Source organism: Mycolicibacterium aromaticivorans JS19b1 = JCM 16368, assembly GCF_000559085.1.
Lineage (GTDB): Bacteria > Actinomycetota > Actinomycetes > Mycobacteriales > Mycobacteriaceae > Mycobacterium > Mycobacterium aromaticivorans.
In genome coordinates, this window is record NZ_JALN02000001.1 from 963,009 (window position 1) to 983,372 (window position 20,364).

Consider the following 20,364-nt stretch of genomic DNA (forward strand, 5'->3'; position numbering starts at 1 on the left):
ATGCAACGTTCGTTGTACGGCCCCGACCATGAGGCCTATCGGGCGACCGTGCGGGAGTTCCTGGCCCGCGAAGTCGTTCCGCATCAACAGGACTGGGACGAACACCGGTGGATTGACCGTTCGGTGTTCGCGCGCGCGGCCGAGGCGGGCATCTACGCGCTGCAGATCGGTGAGCAATACGGCGGCGCAGGCGAACCCGACTACCGTTACCGCCTGGTGGTGTGCGAAGAGGTCGCGGAGGTCAACGCGCTGTCCTTCGGCGTGACCATCAGTCTGCAGGACGACCTCGTGCTGCACTATCTTCTCGACCTCACCAATGACGAGCAGAAGCAACGCTGGCTTCCCGGGTTCGCTGCCGGCGAGGTCATCGGTGCACTGGCAATGACCGAGCCCGGCGCCGGTAGCGACCTACGCGGCATCCGCACCACCGCCCAGCGCGACGGTGATCACTGGATTCTCAACGGCCAGAAGACCTTCATCTCGAGCGGAATCATGGCCGACCTCGTCGTGGTGGCCGCTCGCACCGACAGCACCGGCGGATCCGGCGATCTGAGCCTCTTCGTGGTGGAACGGGACACCCCGGGGTTCGAACGCGGACGCAAGCTCGACAAGATCGGCTTGCCCGGCCAGGACACCGCCGAACTGTTCTTCCACGACGCACTCGTTCCCTCCGCCAACCTGCTCGGCGAGCCCGGTCGGGGCCTGCAGTATCTGATGAGTCACCTGCCACGCGAGCGCCTCGGGGTGACCGCCGAGGCCATCGCCACCACCCGAGCGATTTTCGAGCTGACCGTGGACTACTGCCAGTCCCGCCAGGCATTCGGCGGACCACTGACCGACAAGCAACATGTGCGCTTCGAACTGGCCGAGATGGGCACCGAGATCGACATCGTCCAGGCCTACGTGGACTCCTCCGTGATGGCCTACAACGCAGGCGAATTGACACCCGTAGACGCCGCCAAAGGCAAGTGGTACGTCAGCGAGTTGCAGAAGCGCGTGATCGACCGTTGCCTGCAGTTGCACGGCGGCTACGGTTACATGACCGAATATCCTGTCGCACGAGCGTATCTGGACACCCGGGTCAAGACGATCTACGGCGGAACCACCGAAATCATGAAAGAAATCATCGGCCGCGAGATCGCCGCGTCTGTCCGTAAGCGCCGGTCGCTAGCCGGGATCCTGGGCAGCAGCGGCTCGTTCGCCGGCGGCGATCGCGACCAATTCGCTTGCGTCGGTGAACTTCACCCTGGGCCGTGCGCTGTCGGCTGCTCGCGCCCGCTCGGCGGTATCGATTGCCTGCCAACCGTGCCAGTCGACGACGGGGACGCTCCTGGAGGCTAGTAGCGCATCCACGTCACGGTTCGTGCCGACGCGCCGCGTGAGTCGGCCCGCCGTGAAATCCTCGAACAGCGCGTTGACCGTCTCGTGGGCGCATCCGCGGTTGGTGCCGATGACCCCGCGTGGACCCCGCTTGATCCAGCCGGTGGCATACACACCGGACACAATCTCCCCGCCGGCCATGACCCGGCCGCCGTCGTTGGGCACCACCCCGCGCGCGGCATCGAAGGGCAGATCCGCGATCGGTGCGCCGCGGTAGCCGATCGACCGCAACACCAGGGAGGTCTCGATGGTGCCCTCCGCCTCTCCCGTCCGCACTCGCAGGCCTTCCACGCGGCTCGCGCCGACGAACTCGACAGGCGCGGTGGAGAACCGGAACACCAGCCGCTTGTTCCCGAAGGTTGCTGTCCTGCGCCGGTATTCGTCGGCGATGTCGTACTTGAGCGCACGCTCGAAGTCGTCGTCAGGACGATCGCCGAGTTCGCCTTCGACGGCGATATCGATACCGTCGAGTTCGCCCAGCGCCAGGAACTCGCCGACCGAGAATGCCGCGTTCGCGGCACCGCGACGGCCCAGGATCACGACCTCGTCGATGCTTCCGGACGCCAGCCGACGCATCGCGTGATCGGCGATATCGGTGGCCGCCAGCGCTTCCGGAGGCATGAGGAAAACGCGGGCCACATCGAGTGCCACGTTGCCGTTCCCGACGATCACCACGCGAGGTGAGTCAAGGTCCAGGTCGTCGTCGGCATGGTCGGGATGACCGTTGTACCAGGCCACGATGTCGGCGGCGGCGTGGTGTCCGGGCAGTTGCTCGCCGGGGATGTCGAGGGGGTTACTGGCAGTGGCGCCAACGGCGTAGATGACGGCGTGGTGGTGGGCCAGGAGCTCGTCGTGGCTGATGTCGGGGCCGACGGCAACATTGAAATAACATCCCGCGCCCGGGCCGCCCAGCGCCGGTTCGAAGACGGTGACGACTTCCTTGGTGCGTTGGTGGTCCGGCGCCACGCCGGACCGGATCAACCCGAACGGAGTCGGCAGCCGCTCGAAGATATTGACTTCGACGCCGTCGTTCTCCAACAGCTCCGCGGCGGCATAGCACGCCGCAGGACCGGATCCCACGATCGCCACTCGCAGCCGGCCGGGTTCCACGATCGGGCGTTTCATTGCGGGCGGCACCGCACGGGTCCTCAGTGGAAGGCGGGTGAAGAAGTCGGCGTTGATTTCGCGAAACTTCCTCTGCCCGTTCGGAAGATCGTCCTCGTAGTAGATGGCGCCGACCGGGCACACCTGCAGGCAGGCCCCACAGTCCACACATGCCGTCGGATCGATGTAGAGCATCTGGTTGCCTACGTCCGAGGAATCTGGCACGGGTCGGATGCAGTCGACGGGACACGCCGGCACGCAACTGGCGTCGGTGCAGCAGTTCTGGGTGATCACGAAAGCCACGACAATCTCCTCCGGTGGTGGTGCGTGAAGGCCGGGGCCGATCAATCTGTGATCGACAAGGCTCCGGTCGGACAGTTCGAGACCGCCTCTTCGGCGGCGCTGCGCTCGGATTCGGGTGGTTCGGGATCAACCACCTGCGACTGGCCATCGTCGCCGATCTCGAAGATCGCCGGGGCGGTCATCTCGCACAACCCGATTCCCGAGCACTTGGAGCGGTCGACGTGTACCCGCATCAGAACATCTTCCGCATGATCTTCAACGCGCGACTGCTGTACGGCGGATAGACGATCGACGGATCGGGCCGGCTCGGCTTGGCGAGCACCGCGCGCCGGTGCGACAGCGCCTCGAACCCCCACTTGCCGTGATAAGCGCCCATTCCGCTGGCTCCGACGCCGCCGAACGGCAGCTGTGGAACGAGGCAATGCATCATTGCGTGATTGACGACGGCTCCGCCCGACGGCGCTCGGTCGATGATGTCGCGCGCCGCCGCCAAGTCCTTGGTGAAGACATACAGTGCCAACGGTTTCGGTCGGGAGTTGACGAATTCGACCGCGGCGTCGACAGTTTCGACGCGCATGACCGGAAGGATCGGGCCGAAGATCTCGTCGGCCATCACCGGGTCGTCGGGCGACGGATCGACGATAACCGTCGGCTCGATGCGCAGCCCGGCACGGTCGGATCCCCCACCGGCGGCCACAGTGCCACTGGTGGTCACGATCAGCGTTGTCAGCCGGTCGAATTGGCGTTCGTTGACGATGGGCAGCGACGGCGCGTTTCGGATCTCCGCGATGTTCGCGACGATCTTGGTCACCAGCTCATCGACAACGGAGGCGTCGGCGAGAACGTAGTCCGGCGCGATGCAGGTCTGCCCGGAGTTGATCAACTTGGTGTAGGCCAACCGGCGGGCGGTGACGTCGACGTCTGCATCAGCAGTGACGATGGCCGGGCTCTTGCCACCCAACTCCAGGGTGACCGGCGTCAGGGTCGATGCGGCCGCGGCCATGATCTTGCGGCCGATCTCGGTTCCACCGGTGAAGAAGGCATGGTCGAAACCCGACGCCAGCAGATCTTGAGTGGTCTGCGCGTCACCTTCCACGACTCGGATCGGCTCTGGATCCAGGTAGTGCGGTACCAGGCGCGCGACCAGAGCTGACGTGGCCGGAGCGAGTTCGGACGGCTTGATCACGACACCGTTGCCTGCCGCGACCGCGGCGACCACCGGCGCCATCAGCAGGTAGAAGGGATAGTTCCACGGTCCGATCACCAGCACCACGCCCAACGGGTCGTACTGGATCCAGCCCCGGCCCGGTAGTTGGGCCATCGGCAGAGACACCCGCCGGCGGGCAACCCACTTCCGCAGGTGCTTGCGCGCGAAGGCCGCCTCGGCTTTAGTCGAGGCGACATCGCCGAGCCAGGCTTCCACCGGGGTGCGTCCGAGGTCGGCGGCCAGCGCCTCGGCGATCTCGGACTCCTGTTCGTCGCAGAGTCGTTCGATGCCCTGCAATTGCGTGAGGCGCCAGTCCAGCGATCGGGTCCGCCCGGTGGCGAAGATGCGGCGGATGTCAGTCAGCACCGGGTCGGTGGCGCGCGGCTGCACGTGGTGAATCGTCAACGCCGCACTCAGATTTCGGGAGCGGGAACCACGCCGGAGGCAACGGCTCCGCTGATTCCACCATCGACGGCGATCGCCTGTCCGTTCACCCAGCGCGCGGCGTCGGAGGCCAGGAACAGCACCACCTCGGCGATGTCTTCGGGTTCGGCATGGCGGCCGAGCAGTCCCTCGAGACCGTCCAAGGTGTCCTTTCCCATCGACTCCTCGAAATCGACAAGGATGGGCGTTCGCACGGGACCGGGCAGCACAGCGTTGATCCGGAAACCCATCTGCGCCAGGGCCAGCCCCATCGACAGGGTGTATACGGTGCTGACTTCTTTGGAGAAGTTGTAGGCGTTGCCCTGCTGGGGATTGGCCTTGAACCACGCTGCACCTTCTTCGAAGGTGTCGGTAGCCAGCAGCTCGCGGATCGCGGGCAGCCGTTCGGGCCAGCCGAATCCGGCGGTCGAGGACACAATGGTGACCGACCCGCCCGGAGTCAGCCGTTCGAAGAACGCCTCGGTAAGATGGCGCACCGCAAGCGAATTGACGGCGAACACCAGCTCGCCCGCGGCGGTGCCCGGGATTCCGGCGACGTTCATCAGCCCGTCGTACGCGCCGTTAAGTTGTTCCAGTGCCGCGTCGATACTGCGCGGATTGGCCAGGTCCACCTCGATGTGCTTGTGCACTGAGGCTTTCGGGGTGTTGCGATCCAGGCTCGTCACCTCGGCGCCCAGCGCCAGCAGTTGTTCGGCAACGGCGTGGCCGATCCCGGAGGCAGCGCCGGTGACGACGTAGCGTCGTCCGGAAAAGTCAGCCATGTCGGTGGTCTCCTAGTCGAGGGTGTAGGGCAGGTGCTTGACGGCGGTGATGAAGTTTCCGGTCAGGTATTCCGGTTCGCCGACCCGCAGATTCGGTGCCCGCAAGATCAACTCGCGGAAGATCGACTCCAGCTGCATCTTCGCCATGAAGGCACCCATGCAGTAGTGGGGTCCACCCCCGCCGTATCCGACGTGCGGGTTGGGTGATCGGGTGATGTCGAACGCGTAGGGATCGGTGAACACCCGTTGGTCACGGTTGGCCGACGAGTAGACCATCGTCACCCAGTCACCTTTGCGGATGTGCTGGCCGTGCAGCTCGGTGTCCTGCGTCGCGGTGCGCCGGAATGTCATCACCGGCGTGGTCCACCGGACGAATTCCTCCATCGCGGTCTTGATATGTCCGTCGAAATCGTTCTGCAGCAGCGCTTTCTGCTCCGGAAACCGGTCCAGCGCGATCGTGGTGAAGGTGGTCGTGGTCTTGGTGGTGTCGTTGCCGGCCACCGACAACAGCACGAAGTACGGCCCGAGTTCGTCGTCCGTGAGCTTCCTTCCGTCCACCTCGGCCTGCACCAGTGACGTCATCAGGTCGTTCTCGGGCTTTTCCCGACGGGCCTGAGCCAGGCCGATGCCGATCTCGAGCAGCCCGACCATCGAATCGGTGAGTACCTCGGCCGGTTCGCGGCCCGCCGCCACGGCCGGGTCGGCCCAGGCCACCATGCCTTCGGCCAGTTGCGCCGCTTCGTCACGCTGCTCGTCGGGCAGGCCGAGCATGTCGTAGATCGTCCACATCGGCAGCCGTTTCGAGACCTGCTCGACGAAGTCGCCCTCCTTCGTAGCGAGCAGATCGTCGACGATCGACCGGGCCTGGTTCTGGATCTGGTCTTTGATCTTGGCGACCTGGCGCGGTGTGAAGACGGAGCTGACCAGCCTGCGCAGACTCGAGTGCTTCGCACCGTCCATGCCGAGGAATGACTGAATGGCGTCCAGCATCTCCTCGGGGACCGCTTCGAAGGTGATGCCCTGACCCGAGCAGAAGAGCTCGGGATTCTTGCTGACGTAGCAGACGTCCTCGTGGCGAGTTACCACCCAGACGCCGTCGATCTCGGGTTCCATCATGGAGCCCTCGATCGGGCGATGCCAGCTGACCGGACGTTCGTCGCGCAGGATCTTGAACGACTTCTCCCGCTCGTCGAAACTCTGTGCCCAGAACTCCAGCGATGAGATGCTCACCGGGTCGTAGGGCGGCCGTCCGGTGTCGGTCGATGACGCGATGTCGTGCTGGACGCTCATGCTGATGCCTCCACGTAGCGGGCTTTCAAGATTCTTTTCACGAGTTTTCCTGTCTCCGAACGCGGCAACTGGTCGACGAAATCGACCGACCTGGGCGCCTTGAAGTGCGCGAGACGATCTCGCACGTAGCCGATGATCTCCGAAGCGATCTCGTCGGACGGACTGATCCCGTCGCGCAGTTGGACCACGGCCTTGACCTGTTCACCCATCTCGGGATCCGGCACCCCGATGACGGCGGCGTCGAAGACCTTGGGGTGCAGCGCCAGAACGTTCTCGACCTCTTGGGGATAGATGTTGACGCCGCCGGAGATGATCATGAACGACTTACGGTCGGTCAGGTACAGGTAGCCGTCCTCGTCGAGGTAGCCCATGTCCCCCACCGTGGCCCAGTTCCGGTGGGCTGGGTGCCGCGAACCCGCGGTCTTCTCCGGATCGTTGTGGTAGCTGAACGAAGGTTGATCGCGTTCGAAGTAGACGAGTCCGACTTCGCCGGAGGGTAATTCGCGACCGTCGTCATCGCAGATGTGCGCCACCCCGAGCACAGCCTTGCCGACCGATCCCCGCTTGTTCGCCCATTCGGCACTCGACATGACGGTCGTTCCGTGACTCTCGGTCGCTCCGTAGTACTCGGTGAAGATAGGTCCCCACCAGGCGATCATCGCGTCCTTGACCTCTGGCGGGCAAGGCGCTCCGGCGTGAACGGCAAGCCGCAGGGACGAGATGTCGTAGCCCGCCCGCTGTTCTTCTGGAAGCTGCAGCAGACGCACGAACATCGTGGGCACCATCTGGGTGACGGTCACCCGATAGCGTTCGATCGCCGCCAAAGCCGCGACCGGGTGGAACTTCTCCATCATCACCACGGTGCCGCCGATGGCGTGTACCGCGGCCGACCACTTCAACGGCGCCGCATGGTAAATCGGCGCCGGCGAGAGGTACACGTCGGCGCTGGTGACGGCGAAGACGTGTTGCAGCATCATGGCGATCAGATCGGCGCCGGGCTCGTCGACCGACAGCGCGGGCAGTGCCAATTTGATCCCCTTGGGATGCCCGGTGGTGCCCGATGAATAGAGCATCTCCGCCCCGCGCGGTTGATTGTCGAGCGGTCCGGGGCTGCCCGATTCGCACAGTTCCCGATAGGAACCGAATCCCTCGATCACCCCACCGAATGCGTAACGGCGGTGCAGGTCTGGGACCTCAGCGGCCGCATTGCCGGCCAGTGCGTCGAGGGCGGCGGAGGCGAACAGCACCTGTGCGCCACTGTCAGCCAGGATGTGGGCGACCTCCGAAGCAGAGAGGTGCCGATTGACCGGCGTGACGTAGAGTCCCGATCGCAAGGCAGCCCAGTAGATTTCGAACACTTCGGCGGCATTGTCACTCAGCACGGCGATTACATCGCCGGGCCGCAGCCCTGATGCCCGCAATGCCGAAGCCACCCGGACCGAGCGCTCGTCGAGCTCCCCGTAGGTCAGCGTCCGGCCGGTGCCGGCGATGATCACCGCGGGCCGGTCGGGGTCGGTGGCTGCGTGGGTTCCCGGATACATGGCGCTAGACGATCAGGTCGGTGCGGCCGTCACCCTGGAGGCGAGCGATGTAGGCCGGATAGAGCTTCTTGCCCAGCGGAGCGAGTTTGAGCAGGCTTGCGATATTGCCTTCGACGGTGATCTTCTTCTTGGCCATGGCCAGTGGCAGGTTGACCTTGCCCTGCCAGTAGGCGTTGCCGGTGTCGGCGGTCATGAACATGGTGGCCATCGGGGCGCTACCGCCGGCCACTCCCTCACGTGTCGTCTTGTTGGCCATGTCGATCACGACGACGGACTTGGGGTCGGTGAAGTCGAACGCCACCACAAGACCGGTCGCCTCGAGCTTCGGGCCGATCTCGGGGTCGTCGAACGCGGCCTCGAAGATGCCGCCGATGTACTTCGCCACCTCGGCAGAGTCGGTGAACCCCATCGTTCTCCTTAATTTATTTTTGATTCAAAACTGTACTTGAAAGCGTACAACATCGACAGGATCTGGTATGCGCATCGTCACACCCCAGCGCCCACCAGTCAACTCACGGACGGCGATCGGGACCGACGCCAAGCAACAGGAATGAATGGCATTTCACTATTGAACAGTAATTCATCTCGGCGGTAGGGTCATGCCGATGAGCACCGCTATTACCCCACTGGACCTCAGGTGGGACATAGAGAAGTCACGCCGAGTGCAAATCGCCTGCACCTGGTGCGGCCCGGCGTTCGTACTGTGCCTGTTCGGCGGCTGGGGCCTGCTCGGTGGATTCATCCCGCTGATTCCACCGAGCGACTCCGCGGCCGAAGTGGCCGCCATCTACAGCACGAACCCGGCGTTGCACCGAATCGGGTTGATCATCGCGATGATGGGCGCGTTCTTGACACTGCCGTTCGCGTTGGCGATCAGCATGCAGATGCGGCGCACCGAACTACGGACTCCGATCCTGTCGATTCTGCAATTCGCGTCGGGGCTGATCGTGACCGTTGTGCTGATCATCCCGATCCTGTTGTTCGCCGGCAACAGCTTTCGCCCCGAACGTTCAGCCGAACTGACACAGCTCGTCAACGACTTGTCGTACCAGATGCTGATCCTGCCGTGGCCGCCGCTCATCGGCCAGCTGGGCGCCCTCGCAATGGCGGTCTTCACTGATCGGCGATCAACACCGGTTTTCCCACGCTGGTTGGGCTATTACAACGCCTGGGTGGCGCTGCTGCTGCTGCCGGCCAGCATGATTCTGTTCTTCAAATCAGGACCGTTCGCCTGGACAGGCTTGATCGGGTTCTGGATTCCCGCAGCCGTTTTCGGCACCTGGTATCCCGTGATGACGGTGTTCCTGCTGCGCGCCATCAAACAGGAAGCCGACGAGGACCTGAACGCGACGTGATGTCGATGGTGAAGGCGCTAGCGTCCGGGTGATCGTGGATACACCGCCCGACGCCTAGTCCTTTTCGTCGTCGTTGGGCAGGAATTGTTCAGGGTGGTGGTAGTCGTTGGTGCCGCCGCGCATGGGTATGTCGGGTGGTGGGGTCCAGTGAGTCTGGCCGTTAGGGAGTTGGTGGGTGGTCCAGCCGTCGTTTTCGACGAGGAGGTTGTCGCATTTGCAGGCCAGGGTGAGGTCGTCGATGTCGGTGCTGCCGCCGTGTTTCCAATCCTTGGCGGCGTGGTGGACGTGGCTGGTGTAGCCGTTGACGGTGCAGCCGGGTGCGGTGCAGCCCCGGTACTTGCCTAGCAGCATGATTCGCTGATCGGCTGAGGCCAGGCGTTTGCTTCGGCCCAGCCACAGTGATTGTCCGGTGACGCCGTCGAACACGGCGAGGTAGTGGTGGGCGGGGGCGGCCATCCGGATCAGGTCGGTGATCGGGAGCAGGGTGCCACCGGCGGTGACGGCGTGTCCGGCGCCGGCCTGTAAGTCTTGCAGGGTGGTGGTGACGATCATGGTGACGGGTAACCCGTTGTGCTGGCCGAGTTTGGGGTCACCAAGTCGGCCGCGGACCAACTCGGCGAGCGCGTCGTGTTAGCGTTGGGCGTGGCTGCGGAGGTCGGGTTCGGCACCATCGGGCTTGGGGGCGGCGAATTTCGCCAGCCAGGCATCCAGCATCGATCGTAGTTCGGGATCGGCGATCAGTTTCCCGATGCTCATGCCGTCGGGGCGTTGACTGCCGCACCATTGGAAGCCACGCTTGCGGGCCCGGTCTTCCTCGGAGTACTGGCCGTCGGGGTTGAGGTGGACGGCGAGGCGGTCGGCGATTTTCTCCAGTTGATCGGGCCGCATGGTCTGGGCGTGCTCGGCCAGGGTGTGTTCAGCTTTCTCGATCTCGACCGGGCCGACGTGATCGGGTAGGTCGCGGAAGAACTTCTGGATCACCCGGACGTGCTCACCGTCGAGAAGCCCGGCCTCCCAGGCTTTTGCGGTCTCAGGTAGCAGCGCAGCCAACGGTTCGCCGGTCAACGCTCGGCGCGGAACCAACTGCTCGGCATCGCGCATCCGGCGCTTGGCCGCGGAACGGCTGATCCGCAGCACGTCGGCCACCACGATCGGGATCGGTGGGCAGCCCTCATACCGTTCCAGATGGGTGAGCTGCTCGTGGGATATCGCGACCTGGCGGCGCACCGCACTTTCCAGCCGCTCCAAAGCCGAGAAGCGTTGCGGGGCAGGCAGTTCCTCGATATCGGCGGCACCCAGAAGTTCGACCGCCGCGTCCAGCGCATCCAACGCCGCACTGATCGAACTCATATTCGAAACACTACGCCGACCCACCGACAGGAAGCCGGTCAGAAAGCCGACCTGTGGATGAACGTGGAACTGTGGAAAACACTGCACTGCTTCGTAGTTGAACCGCCGCCCGAGCAACCGGCGGCTGACATCCCCCGCGTTCGAGCCAGCGCCGCGCACACAGTGCGCATGGCGCCAACCTCGCGTCTTGAACCGCCAGATCACTTAATATAGATTAAATTTTTAACTCTTCCGGTAGCAAGAAAATGAGGTCTCATGTCGGAGCGCGAAGACTTCCTGTGGCAGCGGTTCTTTGCCGCATGCGCCCTGTTCTTTGTCATCTTCACGTTCGTCGGCCTCGAGGTCTCCTGGCCGCAGCCGCCGTCTTTCGCATGGAGCGCTGAGCAGACCGCGGCGTATTACGTGGAACACCAGACCGGATTTCTGGTCGGGGTGGTGCTGTGCAGCATCGGGATGGCATTCCTTCTCATCTGGACAGTGCAGTTCTGCCTCATGCTGAGCCGCCTGGAAGGCGGTTCCCGCGCGGTCACTGCCGTCACCGTCGCCAGCCTGGCCGCGAGTCCGGTGCTGCTGTCGTTCGACCTTGCGGTGTTCGGTGTCGTGGCGTACCGCCCGGACCGAATCAGCCCCGACATCACTCGTGCCCTCAGCGACCTGGCATGGCTTGGTTCACAGCATATTTGGCCCATGCTCACGGTTGGTATGGCGCTAGCCGGGATATTGATCTTGAGAACTCAAGGCCGGCCCGAGTCGTTCCCCGCGTGGCTCGGATACTTCAGCCTTGTTGTCGCTCTGTGCGAATTCGGGCAGCTGCCGATTTTCTTCTTCAAGAGTGGACCGTTGTCCGGAGACGGCGCCGCGGCCTGGTATCTCGCGACGTTCACCTGGGGTCCGTGGATCCTTGCTGCCGGCTGGTCTATGTATCAGATCCTGGGAAGGCTGCAGACGAACCGTTCGGCAGAGTCGCGACACAGCGTCTTGCAGTAGCAGCGCACCGGCGTCATGACTCAGTCCGGGTGTCCAAGTCGGCGTTGCGCAGCACCACACCCATCACGATGAGGAACGCGGCGTAGGCGAACAGAGCCAGCCAGAACACGAATACCCCACGCCACGAGAAGGCGCCGTCGTGAAAGAAGAAGGCCAGCACATCGGGGATGAACGCGGCGGCGACCCAGAAGTTGAAGTAGCCGACCCACCGCGGTAGCAGGGACCGCTTGTCCCCCAGGATCGCGGTGCCGATCGCGATGTTCTGAATCATGAACGGCGCGATCGGCGTAAGGAACAGCAACCACGCAATGTCGTTGAGCGTGACCGTCAGTTCCGGGGTGCGGTCTGGCCGAAAAGCGATGACGGCCATCAACAGCATCGGCATCAGCAGCAGTACGCCGGTCGCGGCGCCGGTCACCGCCTGGATGATCGTGAGCAGCGGGGTGCGGCCCTCGATGCGCAGCATCGCCAGGGTGATCAACGCGATCAGCGGGAAGACCAGGCAGACGCCGAGTTGCGCGATCACCAAGCCGATCAGTACCCGGGTGTCATGACCGTAGAACGCGACGACTTCATCAGTGGTACTGGACGATCCCAGCGGCAACGGCAAGACGCCAGCGATGAGCCAGCCGACCAGCGCCACCGCCACCGTGGCCGGTCCCGACCAGGCGCACAGCCGCTTCAGTGTCTCCGACATGTCAACTGCGCACCGTCGGGCGGTAGCTGGCAACGATCTTGTCGGCCACGAGCTTCGCGGTTTCCGCACAGGCAGTGGTGCCGCCGTTGGCATACTCCTTGACCGCGTCGCCGACGTTCCACAGCCCCTCGATCGGGGTTTCGTGGGGCAGATCGAACCCTGCGACCGCGCGCTGCGGCGGCCAACCATCACGAGTGACTGCGACGTTGAGAATCCTTGCCCGCCTGTCGAAACCCTCGATAGTGTCGCGAAGGTCGTCGAGCAGCAGGTCCGTCTCGACGGCTTCGTCGAAGTCCCCGATCGAGGGCGCAGGCACCGAGGTGCCGACGTAAAGATGCCAGCCCGGCGGCGCCATCTCCGGACACAGGTCAGTGAAGTTGGCGATGTAGGCCAGCCGACGGGATTTCGCGAAGCTCAGCATTCCCGGTGCGGCGATCAGCGGCTCGGTGCTGGCGAAATTGACCGAGATCATCGACGTCGGCCGGTCACCGCGGGCCACAAGTTCGCGGTAATCGGCCGGGACCGCATCCGCGCCGAGCAACGTCAACGTCGCCGCAGGCCCGACGTCGCTGATCACGATCGGTGCGTGCACGGTGACCGGGGTTCCGTCGCGAACGACCTCGACACCGGTCACCCGGCCGTCGGCCGAGACGATTTCGGTCACCGGCGTCGACAACCAGACCTGGCCACCGTCACGCTCGACGGCCGCGGCCAGCCCCTTCCAGATGCCGATGGTGCCTTCGGGATGAAAGCCGAACCGTTTGAACGCGCTCTTGCGGGTGAAGTAGGTCAGGAACACCCGCGCGGGCAGATCTTCGGAGCCGACCGCGAAGATCGACGCACACATGTTGCGGAAGATCCCGTGCACACCTTCGTTCTTGGTGTACTTCGACACCCACTGCGCGGTGGAGATCTCGTCTTCGGGCAGACCGGAGTCGCTGCGGGCAGCCCCGATTCCCTTCACCAGCTTGGCACCCTGCCGGGTCAGCTTGCCCAGCAACAAACCCCAGCCACCACCCGTGACGTCGACATCCTTACCGCCGATGCGGTACAGCAGCGGCGGCTTGGGCTCTCTGATGTCAAACGGTGCGCCGACCTCCGCGCACGTCTGCTCGGTGATCCCACCGACTTCGATCACGATGGCACCGTTGTTCACCTTGAAGCCGTCGATGTCGTCGGTGGACGCCCGACCCCCGACCTTGTCGAGTCGTTCCACGACCAAGGTACGAAAGCCGCTGTGCGCCAAACGGGCCGCGGTGAACAGGCCACCGGCACCGGCACCGATCACAACGACGTCGAAGTCTGTTGATGCCATGAGTGTTTTTCCTCTTCCGTGATCAGTACGAACGGGGTAGTCCCAGTGAGGTCTGGGCGATGAAGTTGAGGACCATCTCGCGGCTGACCGGGGCGGTACGCATCAGGCGCGTGACGAACCACAGCTCCGACAATCCGTACTCGTGCGACAGGCCGTTGCCGCCGTGCGTTTGGATGGCTTGATCGAGCGCGGCGAGCGCCGCCTCCGACGCGGCGAACTTCGCCATGTTGGCGGCCTCTCCCGCCTGCTCGCCCGCGTCGAACAGCTCGGCGCTGCGCATGGTCGCCAGCCGCCCGACTTCGACGTTGATGTGGCATTCCGCCAGCGGATGGGCGACGCCCTGGTGGGTGCCGATCGGCGTGGACCACACGGTGCGCTCGTTGGCATACAGCGCGGCCTTGTCGACGGCATAGCGCCCGAGGCCGCCGCACAAGGCGCCCACCAGAATCCGTTCGGGGTTCAGCCCGTCGAACACCTGGCGCAGCCCATTGCCGACGCTGCCGATCAGGGCGTCCGCACCGACTTCGACATCGTCGAGGAACACGGTGAACTGCTGGTCGGGCGACACGATCGAGGTGTCGATCTGCTGGAAACTGAGCCCGGGCGCGTCGGTGGGCACCACGAACAGCGACAGCCGAGACTTCTCGGGGGTGGACTCGTCGGCGTCGCGGGTGACCAGCAGGATGGCGTCGGCTTGGTCGACCGCCGAGATGTAGTACTTCGCACCGGAGATCGACCAGCCCGAATTGGTGCGTCGCGCTGTGGTTTTGACGTTGTGGCTGTTGGAGCCGGCGTCGGGCTCGGTGAGCCCGAAGGCCATCTTCTGCGATCCGTCGGCGATGGCAGGCAGCCAGCGGCGCTTCATCTCCTCAGATCCGTGGTGGGCGAGGATGCTTCCGCAGATGGCCGGCGAGATCACCCAGATCAGCAGCGGCATGCCGTGCGCGGCGAGTTCCTCGACCACGACGACCGCCTCGGCCATTCCGCCACCCCCGCCGCCGTAGTCCTCTGGCAGATGTACGCCGAGGAGGCCGGCGGCGCCGAGCTCTTTCCAGAGCTCGTCGATGTCACCGCCACTACGGGCACGCTCCAGGAAGTACTGCGGGCCATAGCGATTAGCGATCGCCGCAACGGTCGCGCGGATCGCGGCGTGTTCTTCGGAATCGTGGATCAGTCCGGGCATCGGCTACCTTCCGGTGAATTCGGGTGTGGTCTTGGCCGCGAACGCGGTGATCGCGGCGGCAGCGTCACGCGTGTCGCCCGTGGCCTTCAGGCCCTGGGTCTCGGCGAGCAGCTGGGATGGCAGGTCGCGGTGCCACGATTCCCGCAGCAAGCGGCGCATGGTGGCGAACGCCCTCGTCGGGCCCTTGGCGAGGTCGCGCGCGACGTCGGCGGCCCGCTGGCGCAGTCGATCGGCGGGGACGATCTCGTTGATCATCCCCCACTCCAGCGCCTCGTCGGCGCTAATCGGGGTGTTGCGCAGGTAGGCGGCTGCCGCGCGACGGGCGCCGATGAGGCGGGGCAGATGCCATGTCCCGCCCCCGTCACCTGAGACCCCGAGCCCGGCGAATGCGGTGACGAAACGGGTTCCCTCCGCGGCGATTACGACGTCTCCGGCGTAGACGTAGCCGAGTCCGCCGCCGGCCACCGCGCCGTGCGCGGCGGTGACGATCGGAACGTCGAGACCGCTGAGAATGGCGAACGCGTCGTGGAAGGGCGTGGTCATCTCGACGAACAGGTCACCGAAGTGCTCGCGGCCGCCGTCCCGGAAGAACCCGATATCGCCCCCGACCGACAGGGCCGGGCCCTCCCCACAAATCAGCACGGCCCGCACGGTGTCGTCACCGGCGATCCGGCGGGCGACCTCACACGTCTCCTGCGCGACCCGCAGGTCGATGGCGTTGCGCTCATCGGGGCGGTTGAGGCACAGCGTGGCCAGCCCCGCGTCGACGTGATAGTCGATCGTCTCCAGCGCTGCCGGCGCATCAAGAGCTGCATGCCACGCCGCGGTGTCGGTGAGCTGGTGAAGTGTCGAGATGCGCCCGTCGGCGGCGAACTCGACGAGGTGGATGAACTCGGCGTCCAGTTGGTGGCCGGTGCGGCGCGCAGCTCCCACGTAGCGACCGATCACCATCAGGCGTCCGTCGCCCAAGACCTGGAAGTCGCTCGGAATGGCGCGGGCGGTGAAGTGCCGACCGATCTGCCACCACAGGTTGGCGCACATCGCCTCGGCCCCGGCGTGCCGGCCACCCATGTTCAGCGGCAGCCCCTCGGCGGCGTGGCCGACGAAATCCTGATGCAGCAGTGCATCGATGCCGGCTCGGTCTCCGGCGGCCAGAGCGTCGTAGAGCCGTTGGACGGCCACGACGCGTGCATCGTCACTCACGTCCGGCACTCGCAACGCTCCTTCTAATCTGGAATCAAAACTGATATCAGCAGTTCATCAGCCCGTCAGGTCGGACGCTACCACATTTTTTAGTGTCGATTAAATACTGCTGATCGAACCGGACCACCTCATGCGATTGCGATTTCGTCCAGCGGAAGCGGGGCTACTCAGTGCCCCTGTAGTCGCTCCACCAGACGGAACTTCTGCACCTTGCCGGTGGCCGTCGTCGGTAGCTCGTCGGCAGTGCAGAGCACGACCCGCTTGGGCACCTTGAACCGCGCCAGCCGAGATCGGCATCGGGCGAGGACGTCGTCTTCGGTCAATGCCGCGCCGGGGACTGGAACGACGACGGCGCACCCGATCTCGCCCCACCGATCGTCGGTCAGGCCGATCGCATACACCTGACTGATATCCGGATAGCCAGCCAGCAGGTCCTCGATCTCCTTGGGCATGACCAACTCGCCGCCACTTTTGTAGAGCTCCTTGCTGCGTCCGGTGACCCGCAGGTATCCGTCGGCGCCGACGCAGCCGATGTCACCGGAGTGCAGCCAGCCATCCCGCACTGCCGCAGCCGTCTCGGCCGGACGATTCCAGTAGCCGATCATCGTGGTAGGACCCCGCGAGACGAGTTCGCCCTCGATGGTCTCGTATTCCACCAGAGCATCGGTGCCCTCCACGCCGGCGGACCCTGCGAGCTTGGGACGGCCCACCGTCTCGGCACAACGGGTCAGCGGGTCCTCGGGCAGCGTGAGTGTCATGGCTCCGCCGCATTCGGTCATGCCGTACCCCGTCACGATCTCGCTGACGCCCAACTCGTCTCGGATCTGCTGCCACAGCCGGATCGGTGCGGGCGCCGATCCGCACAGCCCGGCGCGAAGCGAGCTGAGATCGTAGGTGCGGCGGGCCGCGCTCTCGACCATGGCGAGCGCCATCGTGGGGACGCACAGCATGTCGGTGGCGGCGTGCTCCTCGATGGCGGCGAAGTACCCTTCCGCACTGAATGTGGGTCGTAGGATCACGGCACCACCGACGAACATCACCGACAGCAGACCTTCGATGTAGGCGAACATGTGATAACAGGGCAGCGAGAACAGGGTTCGCCGCCCGTCCTCGTAGGCGCGCGTGAGGGCGGAGGCATACGCGGTCCGAAGCACAGCGTCGTGGGAGGTCACGACGCCCTTGGGGAACCCGGTACTGCCGGAGGTGTACAGCATGTCGGCGGGCGCATCGGGCGAGACCGGTGCCGGTGGCATACCCGAACCGGCGAGGTCGTCCAGACATAGCGCACCCGGCCGCCCTCGCGCAGTCAGGACCACGGTGAAGGCCGGCCCGTCCCAGCTCGCGAGGATGTCGTCGAACATGGCGCAGTAGTCGAGCTGCCCGAACCGGCTCATCGACACGACGACCCGACAGCCCGAATCCGCCAGCACATAACGCAGTTCGTCGTGCCGGTACAGATAGTTGAAGGGCACGGCGACGGCACCGAGCCGTGCGATGGCGAATTTCACCGTGACGAATTCAGCGCCGTTGGCCATCACCATGCCGACCCGGTCGCCCGGCTCCACGCCAAGTGCGGCCAGCCCTGCCGACAGTCGGACCGCTTCCTCGGCCACCTGCCGATACGTCAATGTCACCTCGTCAGTGATGACGAATGGCCGGTCGGGAAACCACGCCGCACAACGCTCGAGCCAGTCGGCAAGGGTCATCGGGTCCCACACCGGGAACTGTGTGCGTAGCGCCTCTCGGCGCGACTCGATGGTGGTACTCACAGTTCGGTGATCCGACCCTGCAGGATCGCCTCACGTACCGCGAACCGCTGGACCTTGCCCGTCGGCGTGACGGGGAATTGATCGGCGAGATACCAGCGGGCCGGCATCTGATAGCGGGCGAGTCTGTGTTGCGCGTAGCTCACCAGCTCCTCCTTGAGGCCGGGGTGCTGGTCCGAGGTGTGCACGACCGCCGCGACGATCTCGCCGAGCCGTTCGTCGGGTACGCCGACGACCACCACCTCCGCCACCGAATCATGTTCGGAGAGGACGTGTTCGATGTGAACGGGCGAGATGTTCTCGCCACCGCGGATGATGAGTTCCTTCAGTCGCCCGGTGATCGTAAGGTGGCCGCGGTCATCCATGACGCCGAGATCGCCGGTGCGCACAAAGCCGTCTGGATCGACTGCGGCCGAGGTGGCGTCGGGGTCATGCAGGTAATACGCAAACTGCTGGTAGCCCCGGGCGCAGACCTCGCCGACCTCACCGGTAGCCACCACCCGTCCCGTCGTCGGATCAGCCACCTTGCAGTCCACCTGGGGCAGCGGGCGGCCGACGGTATGGCGACGGTCCCCGATACTGTCCACCGGCCGGGTCAAAGTCAGCACCGGTGCGAGTTCGGTTTGGCCGTAGAGGTTGTAGACGGCGGCACCGAACACTTCGCCGGCGTCATCGATGAGTTGGGGATCCACCGGCGACGCTCCGCCCATGATCACCGCGAGTTGAGGAGCGGGCATAGCGCTGGCCCGCTGGTGATCGACCAACGCCGACAACACCGCGGGCACGTAGAACAACACATCGACGGCTTCGTCGCGGATCGTCTCGAGGACCGGGCCGGGCGCGAAGCGTTCGACCAGGACGATCGTGCCGCCGGTCCACAGTGGTCCGAGGGTGCCGATGACGCATCCCGCGGTGTGGAACATCGGCAGCGGGTTGAGGCACACCGGCCGATCGGGAAGCCCGGCGGCCTCGACGGTCAACTTGGCGACATTGACCAGCGAGCGATGCCGCAACGCAACGCCTTTGGGCCGTCCGGTGGTCCCCGACGTGTACTGCAGCATGACGATCTCGTCGGTATCCCGCGAACAGTCGTCGAGTACCGCTGGATCCGGGACATCGGCGCACCACATCGCGTGATCGGACAGCGAGATACGGCGGACACCCGGATTCCGGTCGGCCACCCGGATCGCCACCTCGGCCATCGAGTGTTCGCGGTTGACGTCGGCGTGCAGCAAGACCATAGACCCGGAATGCGCCACGGCATAGTGCAAATCGTCTTCGGGCAGTGCCGGGTTGAGCGCCACCAGCACCAAGCCGGCCAGCGCGGCGCCGTACTGGATGAGCGGCCATTCGACGACGTTGGGAGCCCACAATGCGATGTGACTTCCCGGCTCAGCCAGCCGGGCCAGTGCGGTCGCGACCCGGCACGCTTCGGAATACACCTCCGCGTAGGTCAGTCGCACCGGGGTTGAACTGCCGTGGCGCGTGCCGATCAGGGCCGTGCGCTGCGGTTCGCTGCCGGCCCGTTCGGCCAGCAGCTCACCCACCGTCAGGTCGACGAGCTCCGTCGAGCGGTCGGCCGCCCAGGAGGCACGCGCGAGGCCGACGGTCATACCGGGTTGGTGCCCAGCTTTGCCTGGCTCATGTCGCTGATCTCCGACCAGCGCCCGGTGATCTCATCCAGGCTCGGCGCTGCGGGGAATGTGACACCGTCGTTCTGGAACTGGGCGACCCGCTGCACCAGCCCGCCACCGACGACGAAGACCGAGCCGGTGTCGTGGTTCTGTTCGGAGAGTAGATAACCGACGGCCGGTGCGACCAGCTCAGGGTTGAGCTTGTCGAGGACTTCCTGGGGAGCGATGTCGGCGGTCATCCGGGTGGCTGCCAGCGGCGCAATGGCATTGGCGGTGATTCCGTACTTGGCGCCCTCGATGGCCAGGGTGTTAATCAGTCCGACCAGCCCCGCCTTGGCCGCGCCGTAGTTGGCCTGCCCGAAGTTGCCGTACAGTCCGCTGGTCGAGGTGGCGACGACGATCCGCCCGAAGCTCTGCTCGCGCAGATGCGGCCACGCCGCCCGGACGACGTTGTAGCCACCGGTGAGGTGCACCTGCAGCACCGCATCCCAGTTGTCCTGTGTCATCTTGTGGAACGCACTGTCCCGGAGGATTCCCGCGTTGCTGACGATGCCGTGCACCGCGCCGAATTCATCCAGTGCGGTGGCGACGATCTCGGCCGCACCATCCGCGGTGGCGACCGACGAGTAGTTGGCGACGGCCCGGCCACCGTCGGCGCGGATCTCGTCGACCACCGCGTCGGCCATGCTGGTGCCCGATCCCGATCCGTCTCGGGCTCCGCCGAGATCGTTGACGACCACCAGTGCTCCGTTGGCGGCAAGGAACCGCGCGTAGGCGCGGCCCAGTCCTCCCCCGGCACCGGTGACGATGACGACGCGATCCTGCAATCCTGGCACTGGCTGTT

The 20,364-nt window shown here is 65.1% G+C and carries 16 protein-coding genes and 2 pseudogenes; 3 read left to right on the top strand and 15 right to left on the bottom strand.

Annotated features, from left to right (window positions below; all coding sequences use genetic code 11):
* Window positions 1-1,149 (top strand): annotated as a pseudogene (locus Y900_RS04645) (acyl-CoA dehydrogenase family protein); the annotation flags it as partial.
* 18 nt (window positions 1,150-1,167) lie between these two features.
* On the opposite strand, the gene Y900_RS04650 reads toward Y900_RS04645, so the two are convergent.
* From Y900_RS04650 to Y900_RS04680, 7 genes are read right to left on the bottom strand one after another with little or no spacing between them, the layout of a single operon-like run.
* Window positions 1,168-2,787, bottom strand: a complete 1,620-nt coding sequence (locus Y900_RS04650) for an FAD-dependent oxidoreductase (protein WP_036339544.1) — start codon at window positions 2,785-2,787, stop codon at window positions 1,168-1,170.
* Between the two features lie 41 nt (window positions 2,788-2,828).
* Window positions 2,829-3,020: a ferredoxin gene (locus Y900_RS04655; RefSeq protein WP_036339546.1), complete on the bottom strand. Its 192-nt coding sequence runs from the start codon at window positions 3,018-3,020 to the stop codon at window positions 2,829-2,831.
* Window positions 3,020-4,384 (bottom strand): aldehyde dehydrogenase family protein, encoded by a 1,365-nt coding sequence (locus Y900_RS04660; protein ID WP_237752504.1) that lies wholly within the window; start codon window positions 4,382-4,384, stop codon window positions 3,020-3,022. Before Y900_RS04660 ends, Y900_RS04655 begins: the two co-directional genes overlap by 1 nt.
* A 23-nt stretch (window positions 4,385-4,407) precedes the next feature.
* Window positions 4,408-5,199 carry a coniferyl-alcohol dehydrogenase gene (locus tag Y900_RS04665; RefSeq protein WP_036339548.1) on the bottom strand — a complete coding sequence of 264 codons (792 nt, stop codon included), beginning with the start codon at window positions 5,197-5,199 and terminating at the stop codon, window positions 4,408-4,410.
* Between the two features lie 12 nt (window positions 5,200-5,211).
* Window positions 5,212-6,489: a cytochrome P450 gene (locus tag Y900_RS04670; protein WP_051659884.1), complete on the bottom strand. Its 1,278-nt coding sequence runs from the start codon at window positions 6,487-6,489 to the stop codon at window positions 5,212-5,214.
* Complete coding sequence (locus Y900_RS04675; protein ID WP_081844985.1) at window positions 6,486-8,030, bottom strand: acyl-CoA synthetase; 1,545 nt, start codon at window positions 8,028-8,030, stop codon at window positions 6,486-6,488. Before Y900_RS04675 ends, Y900_RS04670 begins: the two co-directional genes overlap by 4 nt.
* 4 nt (window positions 8,031-8,034) lie before the next feature.
* On the bottom strand, window positions 8,035-8,439 hold the full coding sequence (locus Y900_RS04680) for an SCP2 sterol-binding domain-containing protein (protein ID WP_036339550.1): 405 nt from the start codon (window positions 8,437-8,439) through the stop codon (window positions 8,035-8,037).
* Window positions 8,440-8,635: 196 nt separating this feature from the next.
* On the opposite strand from Y900_RS04680, the gene Y900_RS04685 reads away from it, so the two are divergent.
* Window positions 8,636-9,385: a hypothetical protein gene (locus Y900_RS04685; RefSeq protein ID WP_131536088.1), complete on the top strand. Its 750-nt coding sequence runs from the start codon at window positions 8,636-8,638 to the stop codon at window positions 9,383-9,385.
* A gap of 54 nt (window positions 9,386-9,439) precedes the next feature.
* Here Y900_RS04685 and Y900_RS04690 read toward each other — a convergent pair.
* Window positions 9,440-10,735, bottom strand: a pseudogene (locus Y900_RS04690) (HNH endonuclease signature motif containing protein).
* A 255-nt stretch (window positions 10,736-10,990) separates the two neighbouring features.
* On the opposite strand from Y900_RS04690, the gene Y900_RS04695 reads away from it, so the two are divergent.
* Window positions 10,991-11,722, top strand: a complete 732-nt coding sequence (locus Y900_RS04695; RefSeq protein WP_036339555.1) for a hypothetical protein — start codon at window positions 10,991-10,993, stop codon at window positions 11,720-11,722.
* Between the two features lie 13 nt (window positions 11,723-11,735).
* Here the strand turns inward: Y900_RS04695 and Y900_RS04700 are convergent, their stop codons facing one another.
* From Y900_RS04700 to Y900_RS04730, 7 genes are all read right to left on the bottom strand, one after another.
* The gene (locus Y900_RS04700; RefSeq protein ID WP_036345841.1) at window positions 11,736-12,419 is read right to left on the bottom strand and encodes a hypothetical protein; all 684 of its coding nucleotides are present in this window, start codon (window positions 12,417-12,419) and stop codon (window positions 11,736-11,738) included.
* A 1-nt stretch (window position 12,420) separates the two neighbouring features.
* Window positions 12,421-13,734, bottom strand: coding sequence for a phytoene desaturase family protein (locus Y900_RS04705; protein ID WP_036339558.1), 1,314 nt, complete (start codon window positions 13,732-13,734; stop codon window positions 12,421-12,423).
* Window positions 13,735-13,756: 22 nt separating this feature from the next.
* Window positions 13,757-14,917 (bottom strand): acyl-CoA dehydrogenase family protein, encoded by a 1,161-nt coding sequence (locus Y900_RS04710; protein ID WP_036339560.1) that lies wholly within the window; start codon window positions 14,915-14,917, stop codon window positions 13,757-13,759.
* Between the two features lie 3 nt (window positions 14,918-14,920).
* Entirely contained in the window at window positions 14,921-16,129 is a 1,209-nt protein-coding gene (locus Y900_RS04715; protein WP_051659885.1) for an enoyl-CoA hydratase-related protein, read from the bottom strand.
* Window positions 16,130-16,287: 158 nt separating this feature from the next.
* Entirely contained in the window at window positions 16,288-17,826 is a 1,539-nt protein-coding gene (locus Y900_RS04720; RefSeq protein WP_081845271.1) for a class I adenylate-forming enzyme family protein, read from the bottom strand.
* Between the two features lie 59 nt (window positions 17,827-17,885).
* Entirely contained in the window at window positions 17,886-19,499 is a 1,614-nt protein-coding gene (locus Y900_RS04725; protein ID WP_036339565.1) for a class I adenylate-forming enzyme family protein, read from the bottom strand.
* Window positions 19,496-20,356 (bottom strand): SDR family oxidoreductase, encoded by an 861-nt coding sequence (locus Y900_RS04730; RefSeq protein WP_036339568.1) that lies wholly within the window; start codon window positions 20,354-20,356, stop codon window positions 19,496-19,498. The genes Y900_RS04725 and Y900_RS04730 overlap by 4 nt, the downstream gene beginning before the upstream one ends.
* Window positions 20,357-20,364 lie beyond the last annotated feature (8 nt).

Excerpts from the sequence above, each read along its gene's own strand:
- Y900_RS04675 (WP_081844985.1), bottom strand. The coding sequence starts at position 8,030 with ATGTATCCGGGAACCCACGCAGCCACCGACCCCGACCGGCCCGCGGTG.
- Y900_RS04720 (WP_081845271.1), bottom strand. The coding sequence starts at position 17,826 with ATGACCCTTGCCGACTGGCTCGAGCGTTGTGCGGCGTGGTTTCCCGAC.
- Y900_RS04725 (WP_036339565.1), bottom strand. The coding sequence starts at position 19,499 with ATGACCGTCGGCCTCGCGCGTGCCTCCTGGGCGGCCGACCGCTCGACG.
- Y900_RS04700 (WP_036345841.1), bottom strand. The coding sequence starts at position 12,419 with ATGTCGGAGACACTGAAGCGGCTGTGCGCCTGGTCGGGACCGGCCACG.
- Y900_RS04710 (WP_036339560.1), bottom strand. The coding sequence starts at position 14,917 with ATGCCCGGACTGATCCACGATTCCGAAGAACACGCCGCGATCCGCGCG.
- Y900_RS04655 (WP_036339546.1), bottom strand. The coding sequence starts at position 3,020 with ATGCGGGTACACGTCGACCGCTCCAAGTGCTCGGGAATCGGGTTGTGC.
- Y900_RS04695 (WP_036339555.1), top strand. The coding sequence starts at position 10,991 with ATGTCGGAGCGCGAAGACTTCCTGTGGCAGCGGTTCTTTGCCGCATGC.
- Y900_RS04665 (WP_036339548.1), bottom strand. The coding sequence starts at position 5,199 with ATGGCTGACTTTTCCGGACGACGCTACGTCGTCACCGGCGCTGCCTCC.
- Y900_RS04670 (WP_051659884.1), bottom strand. The coding sequence starts at position 6,489 with ATGAGCGTCCAGCACGACATCGCGTCATCGACCGACACCGGACGGCCG.
- Y900_RS04705 (WP_036339558.1), bottom strand. The coding sequence starts at position 13,734 with ATGGCATCAACAGACTTCGACGTCGTTGTGATCGGTGCCGGTGCCGGT.
- Y900_RS04680 (WP_036339550.1), bottom strand. The coding sequence starts at position 8,439 with ATGGGGTTCACCGACTCTGCCGAGGTGGCGAAGTACATCGGCGGCATC.
- Y900_RS04685 (WP_131536088.1), top strand. The coding sequence starts at position 8,636 with ATGAGCACCGCTATTACCCCACTGGACCTCAGGTGGGACATAGAGAAG.